The sequence below is a fragment of the Nocardia vinacea genome (assembly GCF_035920345.1).
Lineage (GTDB): Bacteria > Actinomycetota > Actinomycetes > Mycobacteriales > Mycobacteriaceae > Nocardia > Nocardia vinacea_A.
The window spans coordinates 2,178,480-2,196,116 of record NZ_CP109149.1 but is presented as its reverse complement, the minus strand read 5'-3'; the positions used below and the strand labels follow the sequence as shown (position 1 = coordinate 2,196,116).

Annotated in this window: 18 protein-coding genes; 12 read left to right on the top strand and 6 right to left on the bottom strand. The window is 65.4% G+C overall.

Features of this window, described 5'->3' with window-relative positions; translation table 11 throughout:
• The 6 genes from OIE68_RS10335 to OIE68_RS10310 are packed head-to-tail and all read left to right on the top strand — an operon-like array spanning position 1 to position 5,994.
• Entirely contained in the window at positions 1 to 1,521 is a 1,521-nt protein-coding gene (locus tag OIE68_RS10335; protein ID WP_327099156.1) for an MSMEG_0567/sll0787 family protein, read from the top strand.
• Positions 1,518 to 2,441 carry a carbon-nitrogen hydrolase family protein gene (locus OIE68_RS10330; RefSeq protein WP_419150694.1) on the top strand — a complete coding sequence of 308 codons (924 nt, stop codon included), beginning with the start codon at positions 1,518 to 1,520 and terminating at the stop codon, positions 2,439 to 2,441. Before OIE68_RS10335 ends, OIE68_RS10330 begins: the two co-directional genes overlap by 4 nt.
• Entirely contained in the window at positions 2,434 to 2,751 is a 318-nt protein-coding gene (locus OIE68_RS10325) for an MSMEG_0570 family nitrogen starvation response protein (protein WP_327099155.1), read from the top strand. Before OIE68_RS10330 ends, OIE68_RS10325 begins: the two co-directional genes overlap by 8 nt.
• Positions 2,748 to 3,992 carry an MSMEG_0569 family flavin-dependent oxidoreductase gene (locus tag OIE68_RS10320; RefSeq protein ID WP_327099154.1) on the top strand — a complete coding sequence of 415 codons (1,245 nt, stop codon included), beginning with the start codon at positions 2,748 to 2,750 and terminating at the stop codon, positions 3,990 to 3,992. Before OIE68_RS10325 ends, OIE68_RS10320 begins: the two co-directional genes overlap by 4 nt.
• A gap of 11 nt (positions 3,993 to 4,003) precedes the next feature.
• The gene (locus OIE68_RS10315; protein ID WP_040700669.1) at positions 4,004 to 4,855 is read left to right on the top strand and encodes a carbon-nitrogen hydrolase family protein; all 852 of its coding nucleotides are present in this window, start codon (positions 4,004 to 4,006) and stop codon (positions 4,853 to 4,855) included.
• A complete protein-coding gene (locus OIE68_RS10310; RefSeq protein WP_327099153.1) occupies positions 4,855 to 5,994 on the top strand; it encodes an MSMEG_0565 family glycosyltransferase in 1,140 nt (379 codons plus the stop codon). Before OIE68_RS10315 ends, OIE68_RS10310 begins: the two co-directional genes overlap by 1 nt.
• Positions 5,995 to 6,200: 206 nt before the next feature.
• Here the strand turns inward: OIE68_RS10310 and OIE68_RS10305 are convergent, their stop codons facing one another.
• Positions 6,201 to 6,419, bottom strand: a complete 219-nt coding sequence (locus tag OIE68_RS10305) for a VOC family protein (RefSeq protein WP_327099152.1) — start codon at positions 6,417 to 6,419, stop codon at positions 6,201 to 6,203.
• A 157-nt stretch (positions 6,420 to 6,576) separates the two neighbouring features.
• The gene (locus OIE68_RS10300) at positions 6,577 to 6,939 is read right to left on the bottom strand and encodes an MmcQ/YjbR family DNA-binding protein (protein WP_327099151.1); all 363 of its coding nucleotides are present in this window, start codon (positions 6,937 to 6,939) and stop codon (positions 6,577 to 6,579) included.
• A 469-nt stretch (positions 6,940 to 7,408) separates the two neighbouring features.
• Here OIE68_RS10300 and OIE68_RS10295 point away from each other — a divergent pair, with 469 nt between their 5' ends.
• Complete coding sequence (locus OIE68_RS10295; protein WP_327099150.1) at positions 7,409 to 7,720, top strand: hypothetical protein; 312 nt, start codon at positions 7,409 to 7,411, stop codon at positions 7,718 to 7,720.
• 311 nt (positions 7,721 to 8,031) lie between these two features.
• Here OIE68_RS10295 and OIE68_RS10290 read toward each other — a convergent pair whose 3' ends face one another.
• From OIE68_RS10290 to OIE68_RS10280, 3 genes are read right to left on the bottom strand one after another with little or no spacing between them, the layout of a single operon-like run.
• Complete coding sequence (locus OIE68_RS10290; protein ID WP_327099149.1) at positions 8,032 to 9,195, bottom strand: MAB_1171c family putative transporter; 1,164 nt, start codon at positions 9,193 to 9,195, stop codon at positions 8,032 to 8,034.
• Positions 9,192 to 9,695 carry a hypothetical protein gene (locus OIE68_RS10285; protein ID WP_327099148.1) on the bottom strand — a complete coding sequence of 168 codons (504 nt, stop codon included), beginning with the start codon at positions 9,693 to 9,695 and terminating at the stop codon, positions 9,192 to 9,194. The genes OIE68_RS10290 and OIE68_RS10285 overlap by 4 nt, the downstream gene beginning before the upstream one ends.
• Before the next feature lie 15 nt (positions 9,696 to 9,710).
• The gene (locus OIE68_RS10280) at positions 9,711 to 9,929 is read right to left on the bottom strand and encodes a hypothetical protein (RefSeq protein WP_327099147.1); all 219 of its coding nucleotides are present in this window, start codon (positions 9,927 to 9,929) and stop codon (positions 9,711 to 9,713) included.
• A 539-nt stretch (positions 9,930 to 10,468) separates the two neighbouring features.
• Here OIE68_RS10280 and OIE68_RS10275 point away from each other — a divergent pair.
• The 3 genes from OIE68_RS10275 to OIE68_RS10265 all read left to right on the top strand — a co-directional run bounded on the left by OIE68_RS10275 (position 10,469) and on the right by OIE68_RS10265 (position 13,605).
• The gene (locus OIE68_RS10275) at positions 10,469 to 11,203 is read left to right on the top strand and encodes a tryptophan 2,3-dioxygenase family protein (protein WP_327099146.1); all 735 of its coding nucleotides are present in this window, start codon (positions 10,469 to 10,471) and stop codon (positions 11,201 to 11,203) included.
• Positions 11,204 to 11,321: 118 nt separating this feature from the next.
• The gene (locus OIE68_RS10270) at positions 11,322 to 12,362 is read left to right on the top strand and encodes an aminotransferase class V-fold PLP-dependent enzyme (RefSeq protein WP_327099145.1); all 1,041 of its coding nucleotides are present in this window, start codon (positions 11,322 to 11,324) and stop codon (positions 12,360 to 12,362) included.
• Entirely contained in the window at positions 12,349 to 13,605 is a 1,257-nt protein-coding gene (locus OIE68_RS10265) for a tryptophan 2,3-dioxygenase (RefSeq protein ID WP_327099144.1), read from the top strand. Before OIE68_RS10270 ends, OIE68_RS10265 begins: the two co-directional genes overlap by 14 nt.
• A gap of 143 nt (positions 13,606 to 13,748) precedes the next feature.
• On the opposite strand, the gene OIE68_RS10260 is transcribed toward OIE68_RS10265, so the two are convergent.
• A complete protein-coding gene (locus OIE68_RS10260; RefSeq protein ID WP_327099143.1) occupies positions 13,749 to 14,177 on the bottom strand; it encodes an XRE family transcriptional regulator in 429 nt (142 codons plus the stop codon).
• Positions 14,178 to 14,651: 474 nt separating this feature from the next.
• Between OIE68_RS10260 and OIE68_RS10255 the strand changes: the two genes are divergently transcribed.
• Positions 14,652 to 16,076: a hypothetical protein gene (locus tag OIE68_RS10255; RefSeq protein ID WP_327099142.1), complete on the top strand. Its 1,425-nt coding sequence runs from the start codon at positions 14,652 to 14,654 to the stop codon at positions 16,074 to 16,076.
• Positions 16,066 to 17,628 (top strand): hypothetical protein, encoded by a 1,563-nt coding sequence (locus OIE68_RS10250; RefSeq protein ID WP_327099141.1) that lies wholly within the window; start codon positions 16,066 to 16,068, stop codon positions 17,626 to 17,628. The genes OIE68_RS10255 and OIE68_RS10250 overlap by 11 nt, the downstream gene beginning before the upstream one ends.
• Positions 17,629 to 17,637: the final 9 nt, after the last annotated feature.

Here is a 17,637-nt window from a genome sequence, read left to right as displayed (position 1 = left end):
ATGAATAGCCATACGGACAGCGCGACGCTCCTCGCGGGACGGTGGTCGGGCGACAGGCAGGCCGGCGTGAAACTCGGCGGGCGGGCAGGCGGGGAGCTCCTCGGTGGGTGGTTGGGTGACGAAAGGACCGACCTGTGCCTGCTCGCCGGTGCGTCGGTAAACACTTCCAGCGCAACGGATTTCCTTATCCAACCGGCCGATCGGCGGCAACTGGCCGCCTACCGGACGCTGCGGCGTGCCGAATTCGTCGTGGATCAAGGACTGTTCACGGGCAGCGACAACGACGACAGCGACGAAGATCCGCGCACCCAGGTACTGGTTGCGCTGGATCCCGACGGCGTCGTCCTCGGCGGCGTGCGCCTGGCTCCCGCGACCGACGAAGATCTGGGGTGGTGGACCGGCAGCAGGCTGGTGGTGGATCGGCTGCGCCGCGCCGCCGGGGTCGGCCCGGCCCTGGTAGTGGCCGCGTGTGCCTACGCCGAGAGCCACAATGTGCTGCGGTTCGAGGCCACCGTGCAGACCCGGTATGAACCCATGTTCGCCCGCCTGGGCTGGATCCCGCTCGGCGACAGGGTGATCGGCGGCGTCGCGCACACTTGGATGCGGTGGCCGATCGACCGGGTGCAGCGGTTGGTGGGCGCAACCAAGGCGTTGCTCGCGCAGACGCTGGCGCCGCTGCGCGGATCGCCGCTCGGTCTCGGCGGCAAGGGGTTTCGCGGGGATGACGGTGTCCCGGTACCGGGCAGCGACCTCATCGCGGCATGTGACGCCATCCTCCCGTCGATGGTGGAACGTGATCCGGAATGGGCGGGCTGGTGTTCGGTCCTGGTCAATATCAACGACCTGTCGGCCATGGGCGCCACCCCGATCGGCCTGCTCGACGCGGTCGGGGCACCGACCCACTCACTGCTGACCCGGGTGATCCGCGGGCTCGCCCGTGCCGCCGAGGCCTGGGATGTGCCGGTACTCGGCGGGCATACACAGGTGTCGGTGCCGCCATCGTTGTCGGTCACGGCGCTCGGCCGCGCCGCCGCCCCGGTGCGCGGCGGTGGCGGCAGGCTCTGTGATGAGCTGCGGCTGACCGCCGATCTCTCGGGCGGCTGGCGGCCCGGATACCACGGCCAGCAATGGGATTCCACGTCGCGACGCAGCGGTGCGGAACTGCGGGCACTGGCCGGATTCGTGGCGCGGTCCGCCCCGGCTGCCGCCAAAGATGTCAGCATGGCCGGGCTGGCAGGCACTTGCGGCATGCTCGCCGAGGCCAGCGGCCTCGGAGCCGAGCTGGATGTTGCGCGTATCCCGCGACCCGACACCGTCGCATTCGCCGAATGGCTCACCTGTTTCCCGGGTTTCGCGATGATCACCGCGGACCGGCCCGGTGCGCCGATCGCGCCGCCGGGACCGGCTACCTCGGCGGTCTGCGGGCGACTCGTCTCGACTCCCGGTGTCCGGCTGCGCTGGCCGGACGGCATCACTACACGCTCGGTGCACAACACCGTGACCGGATTGGGAGAATCATGAACCTCACGATCTCCGTCGCCGCCGCCGAGTTCGGCCGCGATATGGAAGAGGGCTATCGCACGATCGCCCGCCTCATCGAGCAGGCCCGCCTCCGCGGCAGCCACTTGCTGGTGCTACCCGAAGCCTGCCTCGGCGGCTACCTGCCCAGTCTGGGGGGTGGGGACGAGTCCGAGGAGGCCAAGCAGCGCAGACTGCGCGCACTCCCGCCCGCACTCGCGCTGGATGGTCCCGAGTTGCGCCGAGTCGTCGACATGGCAGGCGATCTGGTGATCACCCTGGGCTTCTGCGAGGCCGACGGAGAAACCCGCTACAACGCGGCGGTCACCCTGTCCGGTGACGGCATCCTCGGCTCCTACCGCAAGGTTCATCAACCGCTCGGTGAAAACCTTTGCTATGCCGCCGGTTTCGAGTACAAAGCATTCGATACGCCGGTCGGCCGGATGGGTATGCAGATCTGCTACGACAAGGCGTTCCCGGAGGCCGCGCGGGCGCTGGCGCTGGATGGCGCCGAGATCATCACCTCGTTGTCGGCCTGGCCGACCGCTCGGACGCAGACCGTGCCGAACCTGGAAGACGATCGGTGGAAGCGGCGCTTCGACATCTTCGACCAGGCCCGAGCGGTGGAGAACCAGCTGGTGTGGGTGGCCTCGAACCAGGCGGGCACCTTCGGATCGCTGCGGTTCGTGTGCAGCGCCAAGATCGTCGGGCCCGGCGGGGATGTGCTCGCCACCACCGGCGTCGAGCCGGGGCTGGCCACCGCGACGGTCGACGTCGCCGAGGTGCTCGGGTTGGCCCGTGGCGGCGGCATGTACAACCTGCGTGACCGTCGCCCCGACCTGTACCACAGCGTTATTCGCGAATACGACGTCGTCGGACAGCCGACGGCGGCCTCGACGGACCTGGAGTCGGCTCATGCCTGAGATGACCTTCGTGATCGAGTGGCCGAATGGGACCAGCCAATCATGCTATTCGCCGTCACTGGTGATGCACGACCACCTCGAGGCCGGAAAATCCTATCCCGTCGCCGAATTCGTCGCTCGCACGCGTGCGGCCCTGAACGAGGCCGGCGAGCGGGTGCGCGCGAAGTTCGGCTACTACTGCACTTCCGCGGCCGATCAGCTGGCCACCATCGAGCGAACAGCCGCACAATTCCAACCATCGGAAGTCGCTCGCGTCATCTCGATGACACCGCCGCTGGTCGACTCGAATACTGTTGGAGGGCAACGATGATCACCGAACGCGAGGTCGTGGTCATCGGCGCGGGACAGGCCGGTTTGTCCATCAGCTGGCATCTGACCCGCCGTGGCATCGACCACATCGTGCTCGAACGCGACACCATCGCCCACGAATGGCTCGACAGCCGCTGGGACAACTTCACGCTGGTGACACCGAACTGGCAGTGCGTGCTACCCGGATACCACTACGACGGCCCCGACCCGGACGGGTTCATGAAACGTGACGAGGTGTACGCGTTCGTCCGTGGCTACGCCGACGTGTTCAACGCGCCGGTCCGGGAAGGGGTGGCGGTCACCTCCGTCCGGCCGGCCGCGGACAGCGGATACGACATCGACACGACCGACGGCCCGCTGCGCGCGAGCCAGGTCGTCGTCGCGACCGGCGGCTACCAGGAACCGATCGTGCCGCGGTACGCGGAGAAGCTGCCACCATCGATCACGCAGCTGCATTCGTGCGAATACCGCAGCAGCACAGACCTTCCCGAGGGGGAGGTGCTGGTGGTCGGCACCGGCCAGTCCGGCGCGCAGATCGCTGAGGATTTGCACCTGGAGGGCCGCAAGGTGCACTTGGTCGCTGGAGACGCCCCGCGCGTGGCGCGGTTCTACCGTGGCCGTGACTGCGTGGCCTGGCTGCAGGACATGGGGCACTACGATCTGCCGATCGAGGAGCAGCCGGGCGGGCTCGGCAAGCGCGAGAACACCAACCACTATGTGACCGGTCGCGACGGTGGCCGCGATATCGACCTGCGCCAGTTCGCCCTGGAAGGTATGTCGCTCTACGGCAGGATGCTCGACTTCGACGGTGCTGCCTTGCGGTTCGCGCCCACGCTCGAGAGGTCACTGGACTCCGCCGACGCGGTCGCCGAGAGCATCAAGGACTCGATCGACGCCTACATCGCGCGCGAAAACATCGACGCGCCAGAAGAACCGCGCTACGTCCCGGTGTGGCGACCCGAAAGCGAGGTCACCACACTGGATCTCGCCGACACCGGCATCACCTCGGTGGTGTGGTCGGTCGGATTCCGCACCGACTACCGGTGGCTGCGCGCCGGGGTGTTCGACGGCGAGGGCCATCCGTGCCATAACCGCGGCGTCACCACCGCGCCCGGCCTGTTCTTCCTCGGCCTGCCGTGGCTGCACACCTGGGGGTCGGGCCGATTCGCGGCCGTCGCTCGGGACGCAGAGTTCCTCGCCGACGAAATCGCGTTGCGCGTCCAGGAATCGGCGGCGGCGTAGGTATCGCCTCGATGGGAACCACACGAATTGCCGCGCTGGCCGGGCACTTCGGCCGCGATATCGGCCGCGCGCTGGAGAAACTCGACGGCATCTTCGAACGGCTCGTCCAGGACGGAGTCGACCTGCTGGTGCTGCCCGACGCCACCCTCGGTGGCTATATCGGTGATCTGCGCAACCCGACCGTGGGGCCGTTGCCCGAGCCGATCGATCCCGACGGGCCGGAGTTACGCATGCTGTGCTCGATGGCGGGCCCGATGACGGTGTGCGTCGGATACGCCGAGAGGGACGGCGAGCTACGCTACAACGCGGCCAGCTGTCTCACCGGCGATGGCGTCCTCGGACACCACCGCAAGGTGCATCAGCCCGCGGGCGAGCACCTCGCCTATGCGGCGGGGGACACCTTCACCGCGTTCGACACTCCCGTCGGTCGGCTGGGCATGCTGATCGACTACGACAAAACCTTCCCCGAATCGGCTCGCACCCTCGCTCTCGACGGCGCCCAGATCATCGGCGCGCTGTCGGCCTGGCCGGCCAGCGTCACCGACCGCGCCTCGCGGATGCCCAACGACCGCCAGGCGCGGCTGTTCGACCTCTACGACATGGCCCGCGCCGCCGAAAACCAGGTCGTGCTCGCCTCGTCCAACCAAACCGGTGTCACCGGCTCGCTGCGCTTCCTCGGCCAGGCGAAGGTGGTCGGCCCCGGCGGCGACATCTTGGCGAAGACCTGGTCCAAGGGTGGGCTGGCAGTGGCCGACATCGATATCGAGCGGGAGGTGGAGCGGGCTCGCCGGACCCTGCGGCACCTCGACGAAAGACGCGTCGACACCTACCACAATCTATTGCGCGAGAAGGGAACTCGCTGATGCGCATCGCGCTGCTCACCTACTCCACCAAGCCACGCGGCGGGGTCGTGCACACCCTGAATCTCGCCGAGGCGCTGGCCAGGGCCGGCGCGGAGGTGACCGTGTGGACGCTGGGACGCGGCGGCGACAGCGCGTTCTTCCGTCCGGTCGATCCGAGCGTGCACCTCGAGGTGGTTCCGTTCGAGGCGAACGCCTCGGAAACGGTGGGACAGCGGATCATCCGCTCGATCAAGGTGCTGCGGAAGGCATTCCGGCCCGGCGACTACCACATCGTGCACGCGCAAGACTGCATCAGCGCCAACGCGGTCGGGCACTGCATCCGCACCATCCATCATCTCGACCAGTTCACCACCCCCGAGCTCGCGGCCTGCCACGAGCGGGCCATCGTGCAGCCGTACGCCCGGATCTGCGTATCGGCCGCGGTCGCCGAAGAGGTCAGGGCCGGATGGGGTTTCGAGCCGACGGTCATCCCGAACGGTGTCGAATACGAACGATTCGCAGCGGCCGCCGGAACAGGAGCGATCCAGTCCACGCGGCGCGCCGCCTGGCGGGAGCGGCTCGGCCCGTATGTGCTCGCGGTCGGCGGCATCGAACCACGCAAAGGAAGCCTCGACCTCCTGGAGGCATTCGCGGGATTCGTACGAGACGCACCCGAGCAACAGCTGGTGATCGCGGGCGGCGAGACCTTGTTCGACTATCGCCGATATCGAGCCGAATTCGATGCGCGAGCGACCGAACTCGGCATCGAGCCCGTCATACTCGGCACCGTCGAGCACACCGAACTACCCGCGCTGGTCGCCGCCGCCTCGGTGCTGCCGTTCCTGTCCACCAAGGAAGGATTCGGCTTGGCGGCCATGGAGGCCCTGGCCGCTGGAACACCCGTGGTCGCCCGTGATCTCCCGGTACTTCGCGAAATCTTCGCAGACGCGATCGAGTATGCCTCGATCCCGGAAACAATGGCCCAAGCGATGACCTCGGCGATTGTCCCCGATACCGCCCGCCGCAACCGCGGCAGAGCGCTTGCAGCCGAATTCACCTGGGACACAGCGGCATCGGCGCATCTCGACTTCTACGCTTCGGCGCGGGACGATGCGCGAGCCATGGATGCCGAGAGTAGCGTGCTGCTGTCGGCGCCGTAACATCAGGTCGGCTCACCACATTGCGCCCCGACGTTTCCGTTCGGTCGGCGGGAGTCAACGGAGGACCACCCGCCCCCTCCGTGACAAAGCTCTGCGATCCGAGGTTGGTTTCCATCCAGTCCAGCCTCATCGGTCAGCCCGGCAGCGCAGCCGGCCGGTGTTCGCCGACGACATGGCCTGCCGGCACCGGCCGCCGCCCTCGGCGGCTACCGGCTGAGCATGGCCTCCAGCGCGATATGGTCTGGGTCACGAAAGCCCAGCAACCAGCCGAAAGGTAGCTCTCGCTTCGGAGTGAACTCGGCGCCCGCCTTGGCAAGTCGTTCCTCGAGCTCGTCGAGGTCCGCCATCGTCTCCACGCTGAACGACAGATGGTCCAGGCCGACATGCGCTCGGCGGTGCCTCGACATTCTGTCGATCGATGTCATCCGCGGACCAGGCACGAAACCTCCAGCAGCTGAACAGAGTTGGGATCAACGAGGTCTACAGCGTGGGGAACGACGGTGCGGACACCACGAGGCTGGCTGGACAGAGACGCCATGCCGTCCGCTCGATCACAACGATGCCGCTGGGCCGCTGCCTCAATCACTCCTGGTGGCGCGTGGTCACGGAGGTGCTGGGATGGTCGTGCAGGAATCTTGGTACGACCATCCGCCAGGCGTCGACGATCAATTCGCGCATCTCATGCTCGTCGATCCCGACCATCCAGCAGTCGACCCGGTTGTAGCGTTGATCCGATGGCCGTGGCAGCCGGAATTTCTTCGGTTCGGCGGCGATGAGCGTCGCACGCTCGGCTTCGGGAAAGGCGAAGCCCATCACGGTTTCGTCTCGGGAGAATGCGATATAGACGATCCGCCCGACGCGGAACTTGATGCGGTCTCGCACGAGCGTCTCGTAGGAGCGAGGCAAGGTGAGCGCTAGTTCGCGCACATTCTCGACGGTGACCATAGCCCGATACTGGCATCCGGCACCGACACTGATGTCTGTTGCACGTTGAGCAACAACAGATCTTGTGACGACAGGTCGTAGTTGTCACATGCAAGTTGTATCTGTCACCGGGAAGAACGCGCGCCCAGCGGCTAGTTACCGTGCGTTGGCGCCGCGGGCCAGTCGGTTGAATCGAACCGGTAGACACCTGATGCACCCGACCGGAATCCGAGCCGCCCATACAGCCGGTCAACCTCCGACTTCGACGCACCGCCTGACAGGTCTTGACTGCCGCAGGATTGCCCACCACGGAATTGATCGCCGGGGCGGCAGTATTCGTGATCGGCTAGCATCCCCGGGATCCAGACCAACTCGATCGGGGGACACTGTGGCCGCTCGTGCCGCCGTCATCGCTACTGCCGTGCTCGCGCCTGTCGTCCTGACAGCATGCGGTTCGTCGAGCACCACTCCGGCCGCACCGAGCGCGCCGGTGTCAGCACCAGCGAGCGAGTCGTCGGTCCCGGACGCTACGGTGCCGGGCCCGGACGCTACGGTGCCGGGCCCGGCTACTTTCATTCCCGGCGGCGCAGGCTTGCGACGGGAGACCTGTCTGGGTTGGCTCGACTTCTTCACCGAGGCCAAAAGGCTCGCCGACGCGGAACCCGGATGGACTGCCGAAGAGGCCGCTGAGGGAGTCATCGAGGATGCCTCGAAGTCGCCGAGGTGGAGCAACACCTCCGAGGACGACCGCGTCGCGATGAAGGCCGGAATCCGCGATGCCGCCGACGGGGCCTGCGTATAAGCCCAATCCGTCACACCACATCAGCGCCCAGAACGCCGTGCAATCGGCATTTCCGGATGTTCGAGGTAACGGCGGCACCGTGCTTCGGTCCGTCTCGGTGACAGAAACAACCTGTGATCGGTGACAACCGTCGCCTGCAACACTCACCGAACGCCATGGTCGGCGGCTACGGCTGGTGACAAATAAGACCTGTCGTCACAGATCTGGGCCGTCAGCAATTTCTTTAGGTGACGACTCCGAAACCGGTCCTTCTTTGCAGATGTGGTCCCATCGACCGCAGTTCGCCACAGTGTCAGCCAACCCTTATGGGGTTAGACCTCAGCGTTCTGACGTACGATCTCCGAAGATCGCAGGGCCCGGCTGATACGTCCGAGCCATCTGGCTTCGTCGAGCAGCGTGTCAGCGCCACCATGTTCAGTGGACAGGGTCATCGTCGTGTTGTGCCGAGGCGGTATGCCTGCCCGCTTCGCCTGGATCGCGGCGGCGATGACGGCCGCCTCGATCATCGGGCCACGCTCATTGACCGGCAATCCGAGCGCGTCGGACCGCTCGGCGGCGCGTTGCCGCGCCCGTGGATCGGCATACCCGCGCAACGCCAGTTGCGCGTCCCGAATGTCGACGATCCGCCGACAGAGCCGAAATTCAGCGTCCCGCATAGGATTCCATTCGCGACCGGCGGGCAGGGGCACAGCGCTCGTCGTGCCGGTGGCCGCTGTCAGGTGCCGGCTCAGCGCGCTGAGTTGTCGGTCAGCTCGGTGGCATCGGTAAGCGTGCAGCAGCGCCTCCAGAAACTCACCTCCCGAGGGCAGAGCCATACCGGTGATGACGATGAGCAGTCCGGTCACGGTGAGTAGGCCGTCTACGGTGGCGTATATCGGCCGGGGTGGGTGGCCGAGATCGGCGGCGACGAGCACGTAGCCGAGGAAGGCCAGGCGCGCGATCACGGCGATGCCGCCCAATGCGATTACCCGGAATCCGATGCGTAGCCACGGCTTCGCGGTGAGCGCGCCGTAGCGGAACCCGAACACGACCGCCGCCACGGCGCTGACACCGACGTAGCAGATGAACAGATACCGATACCGGGCATCGTTCGCGGACGTCGGCGGGAACGCGGCGAACAGTGCGACGATCGCGACGACGACAACAGCGAATCCCGCGTAGCACAGCGGTGACCTGCGGCGCGCGATCTCGATCCGGGTCGTGAGGTACACGAACCATATCTGGCTCGCACACACCGCGAGCATCGCCGCGATGTCACTGAGCAAGATGCCAAGTGTCCGGACATGGGTGTGCTGGTCGATGGCATCGGATTCGAGCCAGATCATCATGGTCGCCAGGATCGCGCCGACGAAAAGCGCACTCGCACGGTGCATCCCGTTGTCCGAGTCCCGCATGATGTCGCGAGCCTTGATGGCCAGGACGGCGCCGCAAGCGAATGCCGTGAGCAAGATCAGGAGAATCGGGTCGGGGGTCACAGTGAATTATCCAAGCGGCGGACTATGTCGGCGATCGCCGGATCGGCAGCGACGGTGACCGGCTGGCTCGAGCGGTGCGCGCGCCGCAGGAGCAGTGTCGCCGTCATCTCCGCCTCGGTCTCCTGCGCGGTCGATCCGCAGGATCTGGCGAGAACCTGTCCTTGGATCTCCTGGGCGATGTGCACGAACGTGCAGTGCCGTCGATCATCGCCGATCGGCTGACCAGTGTGACCGAAGAGCAGATGCGCGAATTCGTGGAAGATGATCTGCTGGCGGTGAATTGGACTGGCGGACTCCTCGTAGATGACCGAATGTCCGTGCTCGTCGGTGATCAGCAATCCGAGTGGACTGGCGGGCGGCAAGGCCATCGGGATCAGTTCGATCCGTCTGCCCACATGTCTCGCCAGACCCTGGCGCACCTCGTCGATACCGAAACGAACCGGTAGCCCGAGCACATCGATGCGCCTTTCGCAGCGCTTGCGCAAATCTGTAGTCCACATGGCAGCCTCCACGCGCTACCGGTCGCCGGACGGACCGCCGGGCAGCCGCTCCCAGCGCTCGAAACAGTTGATCACGTCGGAGTACCCGACATACGAGCCCGACAGCTTCACTCCCTGGTGGCGGGCGATTGCGGTAGCGACCTCCTCGTTGCTGAACTCGCGACCGTCCGGCCTGCGCACGACGTCGAACAGATGGGTCGATCTCGACGCCAACGTTGAGGCTGCCTCGTCCACCGATCGCCTTCCCGTCAACTGGAATGGTTGCGAAAGATTATCCCTGGACGACCGTTGACAGGACATGCCAGCCGTGGCAATAATCAGCGTCATCAACTGATATGAAGCAAATTTGGGTCCAACTCACACAGGTTGACATGCTGGCAGACGCGTTATGTCGTCGCTAGCGAACCGGCAGTGGGCAGGAGCCACACCCGAGGCCGATCGTCGGCGGCCTCGGTTCACCGCAACATTGCTCGACGCCGGCGCGAGGAGGCCACGGCCCTGGCCGTCCACCGAATACTGCACAGCCCCGGCACCGCGGCCGGTGGGGACCGACCGCAGTGCGATATCGCCGGTGACGGTCGAGGTACGTGCGGTTGGGAATCACGCGCGGACGGGAGTTCCGAAGGAGATCATGTGGGTCAACCGTTATGGGTCGATATGGCTACCCAGATTTCCGGTGACAACAAGCCAGGCTCGATCGGCTGGAGAATAACAGGTGGAAATCAGCCTTGTCGGCGACGCATCGGGACAGTGTTTCGCATCGAGGTGTTGCGATGAAGGATTACTCCCAGCAGATATTGAGTGGCGAGGGCGATAATGACTATGCCCGTTACATGCGTACCGATCGACTGCTAGATCTGCAGCGCCGCTCGGACGAGCGCGTGCACCGTGACGAGTTACTATTCCAAATCGTCCATCAGTCGACCGAGTTGTGGCTCAAGCTGGCCTGCGCCGAGTTACGCAAGGCGGCCGCGGATATCGATAATGCCGATCTGAACAGCGCAATCGCATTGTTGACCCGAGCATCTCTGGCAATGGGGCTTATCACCGACCAGTTGGAGATGATGCGCCATCTGTCCCCTTGGGACTTCCAAACGATCCGTACCGTTCTCGGCCACGGTTCGGGATCCGATTCTCCGGGCTGGCTTTCGGTGCGGCGGGATAGCAGGACTATCGGGAAATCGTTCACAACGTTCGTACAGAATCGGGGCATCGACCTTGCCGAAGTTTATCGGGCCGCGCGGCACTCCGAAATACACCGCCTGGCCGAGGCGCTGATCGAATGGGACGAAAGGGTATCTTTGTGGCGGGTGCGGCACTTCAAGATCACCGCACGGTTGATCGGACATCATGCCACCGGGACACAGGGCACGCCAGTCGCAATGCTGACCAAACTGATCTCGCACAGGTTTTTTCCCGAATTGTGGGAAATCAGAAGTTTCCTTACGGAGACCGGGCCGATGGCGCAGCCGAATGCCGATTCTACCCAGGAATTCGGAGATGAGTAGTCCGCCGATGTCTCCTGAGGCATTCCGATCTCACTTTCCGATGTTGCAACGCGCAGTACATCTGGCTACTTGCAGCCTTGGGGCTCGTTCGGTGGAGCTAGACCGTGCCTTGGCTCGGATGCTGGAAGAGATGACCCGTGCGGGCGCGGGTTGGGAGGCATTCGAGAACCAGATCAGTGTGGCACGGCACAGGTTTGCGGCACTTATCGGTGCGCGGGTCGACCAAGTGGCGGTAGTTCCCAACGCATCGATCGGCGCTTTCCAGGTCGCCGCCACGCGGAGCTGGCGAACTCGCCCTCGTATCGTCACCACAACAGCCGAATTTCCGTCTATTGCCCATGTCTGGCGTGCCCAGAGGCAGTGCGGCGCCGAGGTTGTAGACGCCGGTCATACCTTGGATAGTTTCACAGCGTTCATCGACCGAACGACCCGCTTGGTTTCGGTGCCTTTGATCAGTTATCAGCACGCCGTCCGGCTGCCGGTCGTCGAAGTGGTCCAAGCTGCGCACGCGGCCGGTGCCGAAGTCTTCGTCGACGCCTATCAGGCGGTTGGTGTGGATCCCGTGGACGTCGGAAGCCTCGGCTGCGATTTCCTCGTTGCGGGTACTTCGAAGTACTTACTCGGCTTGCCCGGCCTCGCTTTCCTTTACGCCCGTGCGCCCGAAGATTCCGACCACATGCCGACTTTGACAGGCTGGTTCGGGCGAGTCGACCCGTATGCTTTCAACTCTTTTCAATTGGATTACCCGGCATCGGCGACTCGATTCGAAACCGGTACACCGGCCGTGCCGGCATGCTATGCCGCCGTGGCGGGGCTGCAGCTTGTCGGTGAGCTGGATCTCGCACTTGTTCGCAATCACGTGTGGCAACTGGGCGAACTGGCTCGCGCGCAATTGAGCGCACAAGGTGAGCGTGTGCGCGCCGTCCCGCTGGAGCGTCGTGGCGCACATATCGGAATTATCGACGCCGACCCCGCCGAACTCGGTCGCCAATTGGCTGGACATGACATCGCGGTCAGCCCCCGTCACGACGTTGTAAGGGTGTCATTTCATTACTACAGCAATGTCGAGGACATCACCGCCCTATGCGCAGCACTGCGCGACATCCGAATACGTTCTGAATTTTTGCATCGACAGAAAGGTTCTGATGTCCACCGATGAACTCATGTCGTGGCTACGTGTGCCGACCGCCGAACGATTTCCATACGATGCAGTCCTACGCGGGTATCACAGTGTCGGCAAGCACTTCGTGCCCACCGACACGTTGGAACTGCTCGACCAGGCCCGCGCGGTACTGCCCCGGCTCGGTGGTCCTTGGCCCCCATTACGAGTCCTTGCCGCATTTCTGGACTGTGCGCTGGATAAACTCGACAACCGACATGATTATCCGACTTACCTCGCGCTGCGGCTGCTCGAGCTACCCGTCATCGATGACCCGATAGAGCAGGCGCTTTTCGCGCGGTCTCGGTGTGATCGGAGCACGGTGCAACTTCTCGCGGATGTTCTAGCCTTCGAACTAGCCGCGATACAGGGCCGAACCACAGTGCTGCCGACGATGCGTCCGCCACGTAATGTGGTCGACAAGCGGATTCGGCATGGATTGCGTGCGATCCAGCCGGCGCTGGCGCGATTGGCACTTGACCGCGAGTCGACCGATGACGAGCCAGTCAACCGGGCGCAGCAAGTCAGCGCACTCGTGCACGCCGATATGTCCTTCGCGGAGCGGCGTGTGGTGGAGCTGAGTATCCTTCCCGTCTACACCATGCACGACGAGTACCTGTTTATTCGGGTGCTGCAGACCTTCGAAACAACCTTCACACTTCTGGCCATGCATCTGCGCGGTGCCGTGGCAGCACTGGCGGTCGGCGATGTGAGCCGAGCGGTCTACTTCATCAGCAACTCGACGACTGCGTTGTGCGAGGCGGCACCGCTGTTCTCGATGCTTGCCACGATGCAGGTCGAGTCCTTCAGGACGTTTCGTCAGTTTACCGAGGGAGCCAGCGCGATCCAGTCGCGAAGCTACAAGCTCGTCGAGTCGCTGTGTCGGCGTCCGGACGCCGAGCGTGTCGACTCGCCCGCATACCACTCGGTGCCCGAGGTGCGCGGCCGGGTTCTCGCCGGTCAGCAATGCACGCTCGACGATGCCTACACCGGTGCGAGCCGCTCGGGCGACATCGCCGGATCCGAACTGGAGCGGCTGGCAGAAGTGATGGCAAGCTTCTCGGCCGCTCTGCTCCGCTGGCGCACCACTCATTATCGACTCGCAGTGCGCATGCTCGGCGGTGCCAGTGGCACTGGATATACCGAGGGCACCCCATACTTGGCGGCCTCGCGCACGACTCCGGTTTTCACCACCGTCGAGCCCGTCAGCAACGCGGCTCCCGACAACCCGATTGTGGTCTGACACCTCGATCCACCGACACGATCTGGTCATAGAGGAGCGCAATGCAGTGCAGGGTCGAAACTGCAAGTCACGCAGTCACTTCACGACTGTGCCGAGCCCTTGGTCCGCATGGCAGTCCTTGCTCGGTCGCAGTTCTTCGCGTGTTACTGGTCGCCGGGCGAGCCCCCGGGTAGTCGCTCCAATCGGCGAAAACGGTTGATCACGTCGGTAACCGCCGCCAGACTCTCGGCAGACAGGCCCGCCGCACGCAGCGCCACATCACGCACCCCCGCGTCCCGCATGGCAGCCAGCAGGCCCAACTCGGCATCGACCTCGCGACTGGTCTCATCATCGAAAAAGTACGCAGGCGGAACCCCGAAGAATCGAGCCAGCGCGCTCAAGTGCCGAAAGGTCGGATTGTCCCGCTGACCGGTACGCAAGTACCAGACGTAGGAGCCCGACAACTTCACCCCCTGGTCGCGAGCGATCGCGGTGGCGACCTCCTCGTTGCTGAACTCGCGACCGTCCGGCCTACGCACCACGTCGAACAGATGGGTCAATCTCGACGCCAACGTCGTGGCTGTTTCGTCCACCGATCGCCTTCCCGTCAACTGGAATGGTTGCGAACCATTATCTCTTGACGACCGTTGACAGACAACGCCGGGCGTGTTGCAATCACGATTATCAACTGATGTGAATAGAACTTGGGTCCTCGTCACGCATGTTGACATGGCTGGCTGGCATCACGCGCGGGCAGAGGTTCCGAAGGGAGATCATGTGGGTCTACCGTTGCGGGTCGATCCCGATGAGTTGCGCACGTTAAGACTGGAGCTGCACCAGCTCGCCGAAGCGGCACGGATGGCGGACGCTGACCTCGCCCACGAAGCGGAGTGCTGGGGCGACGAGAACCCGGAAGGACCTTCGCCCAAACGTATGTGCCCGGCGCGGAGCCGGGCGTGGACGGCTTCGAGGACCTCGAGGCGAACCGCCGCGCCATACAGTCGAGGTGACGGGTCGGCGTCTCAGGTCCTGGCATATGCGTGGTTCCGAGCATGTCGGAGTGTGCGGTGACCAGTTCCGGGGGTGAAGATCTCGCGGTATCGGCTGATCTGATCGCGGATGGGCTGCGTGGGCTTGCCCCGCCCGGGTGGCAACGGTTGCAGGCGTGGTTCGCGATGACCGTGGTCGCCGAATCGGCGCTGCTGATGGTCGACGATGGCAACCAGTCGATTCGGTACCAGGTGTCGGATGCGGTGTGGGAGATGGTGCGTCGGCATCGGCGGCTGTCCGCGGGTTCGGAAGATGGGCCGTGGTGGCGTTTGCTGGTGCACATCGACGCGGACAGTGTCGAAGTCGTCGCCGATCAAGGTGCGCAGGGGCCGTTCCCCGGTGAGCAGTTGTTCGCACCGGATGCCTATCTGGCTGACGTGGAACGCTATCCGCGCAGTCGGTTGCCGGTGTGGTTGGCGGCATATATCGGGCGCGGTGAACGCCAGTCGAGGCCGCCGCAAGCTGCCGTGGACGGGATGCGTGCGGACCGGCGTGCGGGTGTGCGGGCGGTGGCTGTGGATGGTGAGCTGCCGGAGCTGGCGGTGTTGTGGGCCCGGTGGGCGGTGCTTGCCGCGGCCTTCGTGGCAGTGGGGTCGGGACGGGGGCCGCGGATCGGTCCGTCGGTGGGCATCTTCGAAAGTGCGCGCCGCAGCGGCTCGACGTTGGTTCTGCTGCCCGGTGACCGGGCGGTGCTGTCGGGCGGCGTATGGGATGCGCCGGTCTTGGACGCCGCATACAACGGGAGTAGCACAATGCCGAAATTATTTGCGGGAGCGCCGGATTGGGTGGCGGACCCGGTGCTCAATCCGCGTGCGGTAACCGGGTTGCTGTCGTTTTGTTACTGGTGGGAGGCTGGCCGATGGTATCGGGGCGAATCCGATCCGATCCCGGAGTGCGCACCGGCGCTGCCTGCGGTGTGGACGGTCTCGACGGTTGCGGGAGTTGTCGGCAGCCTGCTGGGCGACCGGTCGGGTGAAAGCCCGCAAGCCACCGAACTGTTGGTGTTGGCGGCGCAGGCGGGCGCGGTGACCCGCGGGGCGATGATGCAGGTCGTCGGCGATGGCGACGGAGTCGACATCGACGGTGGACTATTCCAGTTGATGCTCGCGGATCTGGTTGCCGATCACGTCACTGGGATCCGCGAAGCGGATGCGCTCGATCTCGTCCGGGATCACATCCGCCAGCGGAGTTACGACACCACCGGATACTCGTTGTCGACGTTGCGGGCCGATCGCATCAGCGTGGGCTGGTTGGTGCGTTCGCCGATACCGGACGGTGAAATGGCTTTGGACCGTGCGGTTTTCTATGTCGCTGACGATGGCGTCGTGGAGCGCTCTACCTCTTCGGTGCCGCTGTCGGTGTTCGTCACCGATTTCGAGCGACGGTTCCGGATGCGTAGCGGCGGCCGAGTCCGACCGACGGGGTGGGGACGTGAACAGTGAAGTTCGGTTGGATCCGGACAGTCTGCGAGATCGGGGAGCGCGGCTGGCCGAACTCGGTGACCGGGTAGGGCAGACCTATGCGAACTTGCGGGATTGCCTGGCACAGTCCGACGGCAGCTGGGGCGACGACGATATCGGCCTCGCGTTCGCCAAGGAGTTCAGGCCGCACGCCGATCAGTTGCTGGCCGATGTGCGAGCAATGGAGGACAGCCTGCACGGCACAGCCGCCGGAATCATCGACGCCGCACGCCAATTCGAGGCGCAGGACGCCGACCTTGCCCGCCAGGTAGGCACCGCAGCCGGGGATATGGACCCGAACATCGGCGAGACGGCTCCGCAGCGGCCGGACGGCCCCGGCGGCACGCCTGCGCTCGCCGGTACAGACTCACCGGTGACATACGATCCCGCGGCAACATCTCCGGCAGCGGCAGGTCAGCCGTATTCCACGGACCGGGCGCAGCCCACCGAACGATCCGCGCCCGGTGGTCCGCGGTCGCCGGACGCTTCCTCGGGGCGGTCCACGCCGCAGGATGGTCCGCGGCGCCCGGATCCTGCAGATCGGACAGGCCAGGGGTCGGATCGGGCAGGCCGAGAGGACAGTGCCAAATCCGGCGACCGTGTCGGCGACTTCGGTCGGCGGCCCTCGTCCGTGTTGCCCCCGTCCTCCCCGGTGTTGCCCCCGTCCGCCACCCGGAATGCGGACCGGTTGCCGGGTATGGCCGCCGGACCGCGGCCAGCGGTCGATATGGGGCGGCGAGACACCCCGTGGACCGGGCAACCGCCCCGGACACCCGGCCCGCCTGCGAGTGCCCAGCCGAGTTCCCCGAGCCCTCGCTACGGTTCCCCGCCGCGATCGAACAAGCCCGCCGACGAACCGCAGCGCGGGCGTGATCGGCGCGGTTCCGACGGGCGACCGGTTTCCGATCCCATGGTCGGGTGGCTGGCGCGGACGTTGGCCGAGCACCACGGTGTGCGTGTGGCCGGTTTCGATACTCCCGGCCTGCAGGTGTCGGCGGTTCGGGAGTTCGTGGCCGCGGTGGATCGGGTGCTTACCGACTACCCAGTGATCGCCCTGGATGTGGTCGCGGTGGCAGAACTCGGCCCCGAATCGGGCCCGGTGCGGTGGAGTGCCGAACCGGACGACTCCCGGAGCGCGGCTCGCTCGATCACTCTCGACAAGCCGACCGCGCAGGAGCCGAGGGAAGCGGAACCCGACGCCGAGCCGCGGATCTACGCGGCCACGCTAGGTGAATTCGGCCGGGCGCTCGATGGCGCCGGTGGCGGTCTCGCGCGCAGGCAGGCGCAGCGTGTCCTGCTCGCGGAGTACCTGCGCCGGGAGCCGGGACAATCTCGCACACTCGCCGAGGTGGTGCGCGGTTACCAGCACTGGCGTGCCGAGTTGACCGGGGATGCCACGGCCCCAGGCGGATTCGACATGAGGCGGGCCTTCGGCGCCGCGTTCGCCGAGGTAGTGCTGCGCGGTGACGACGCGGGCGTCCAAGCGAAAACACTGCATGCGGTGCTGGTCGCCGCGGCCACTCGGCCGGGGTAGGCGGTGCCG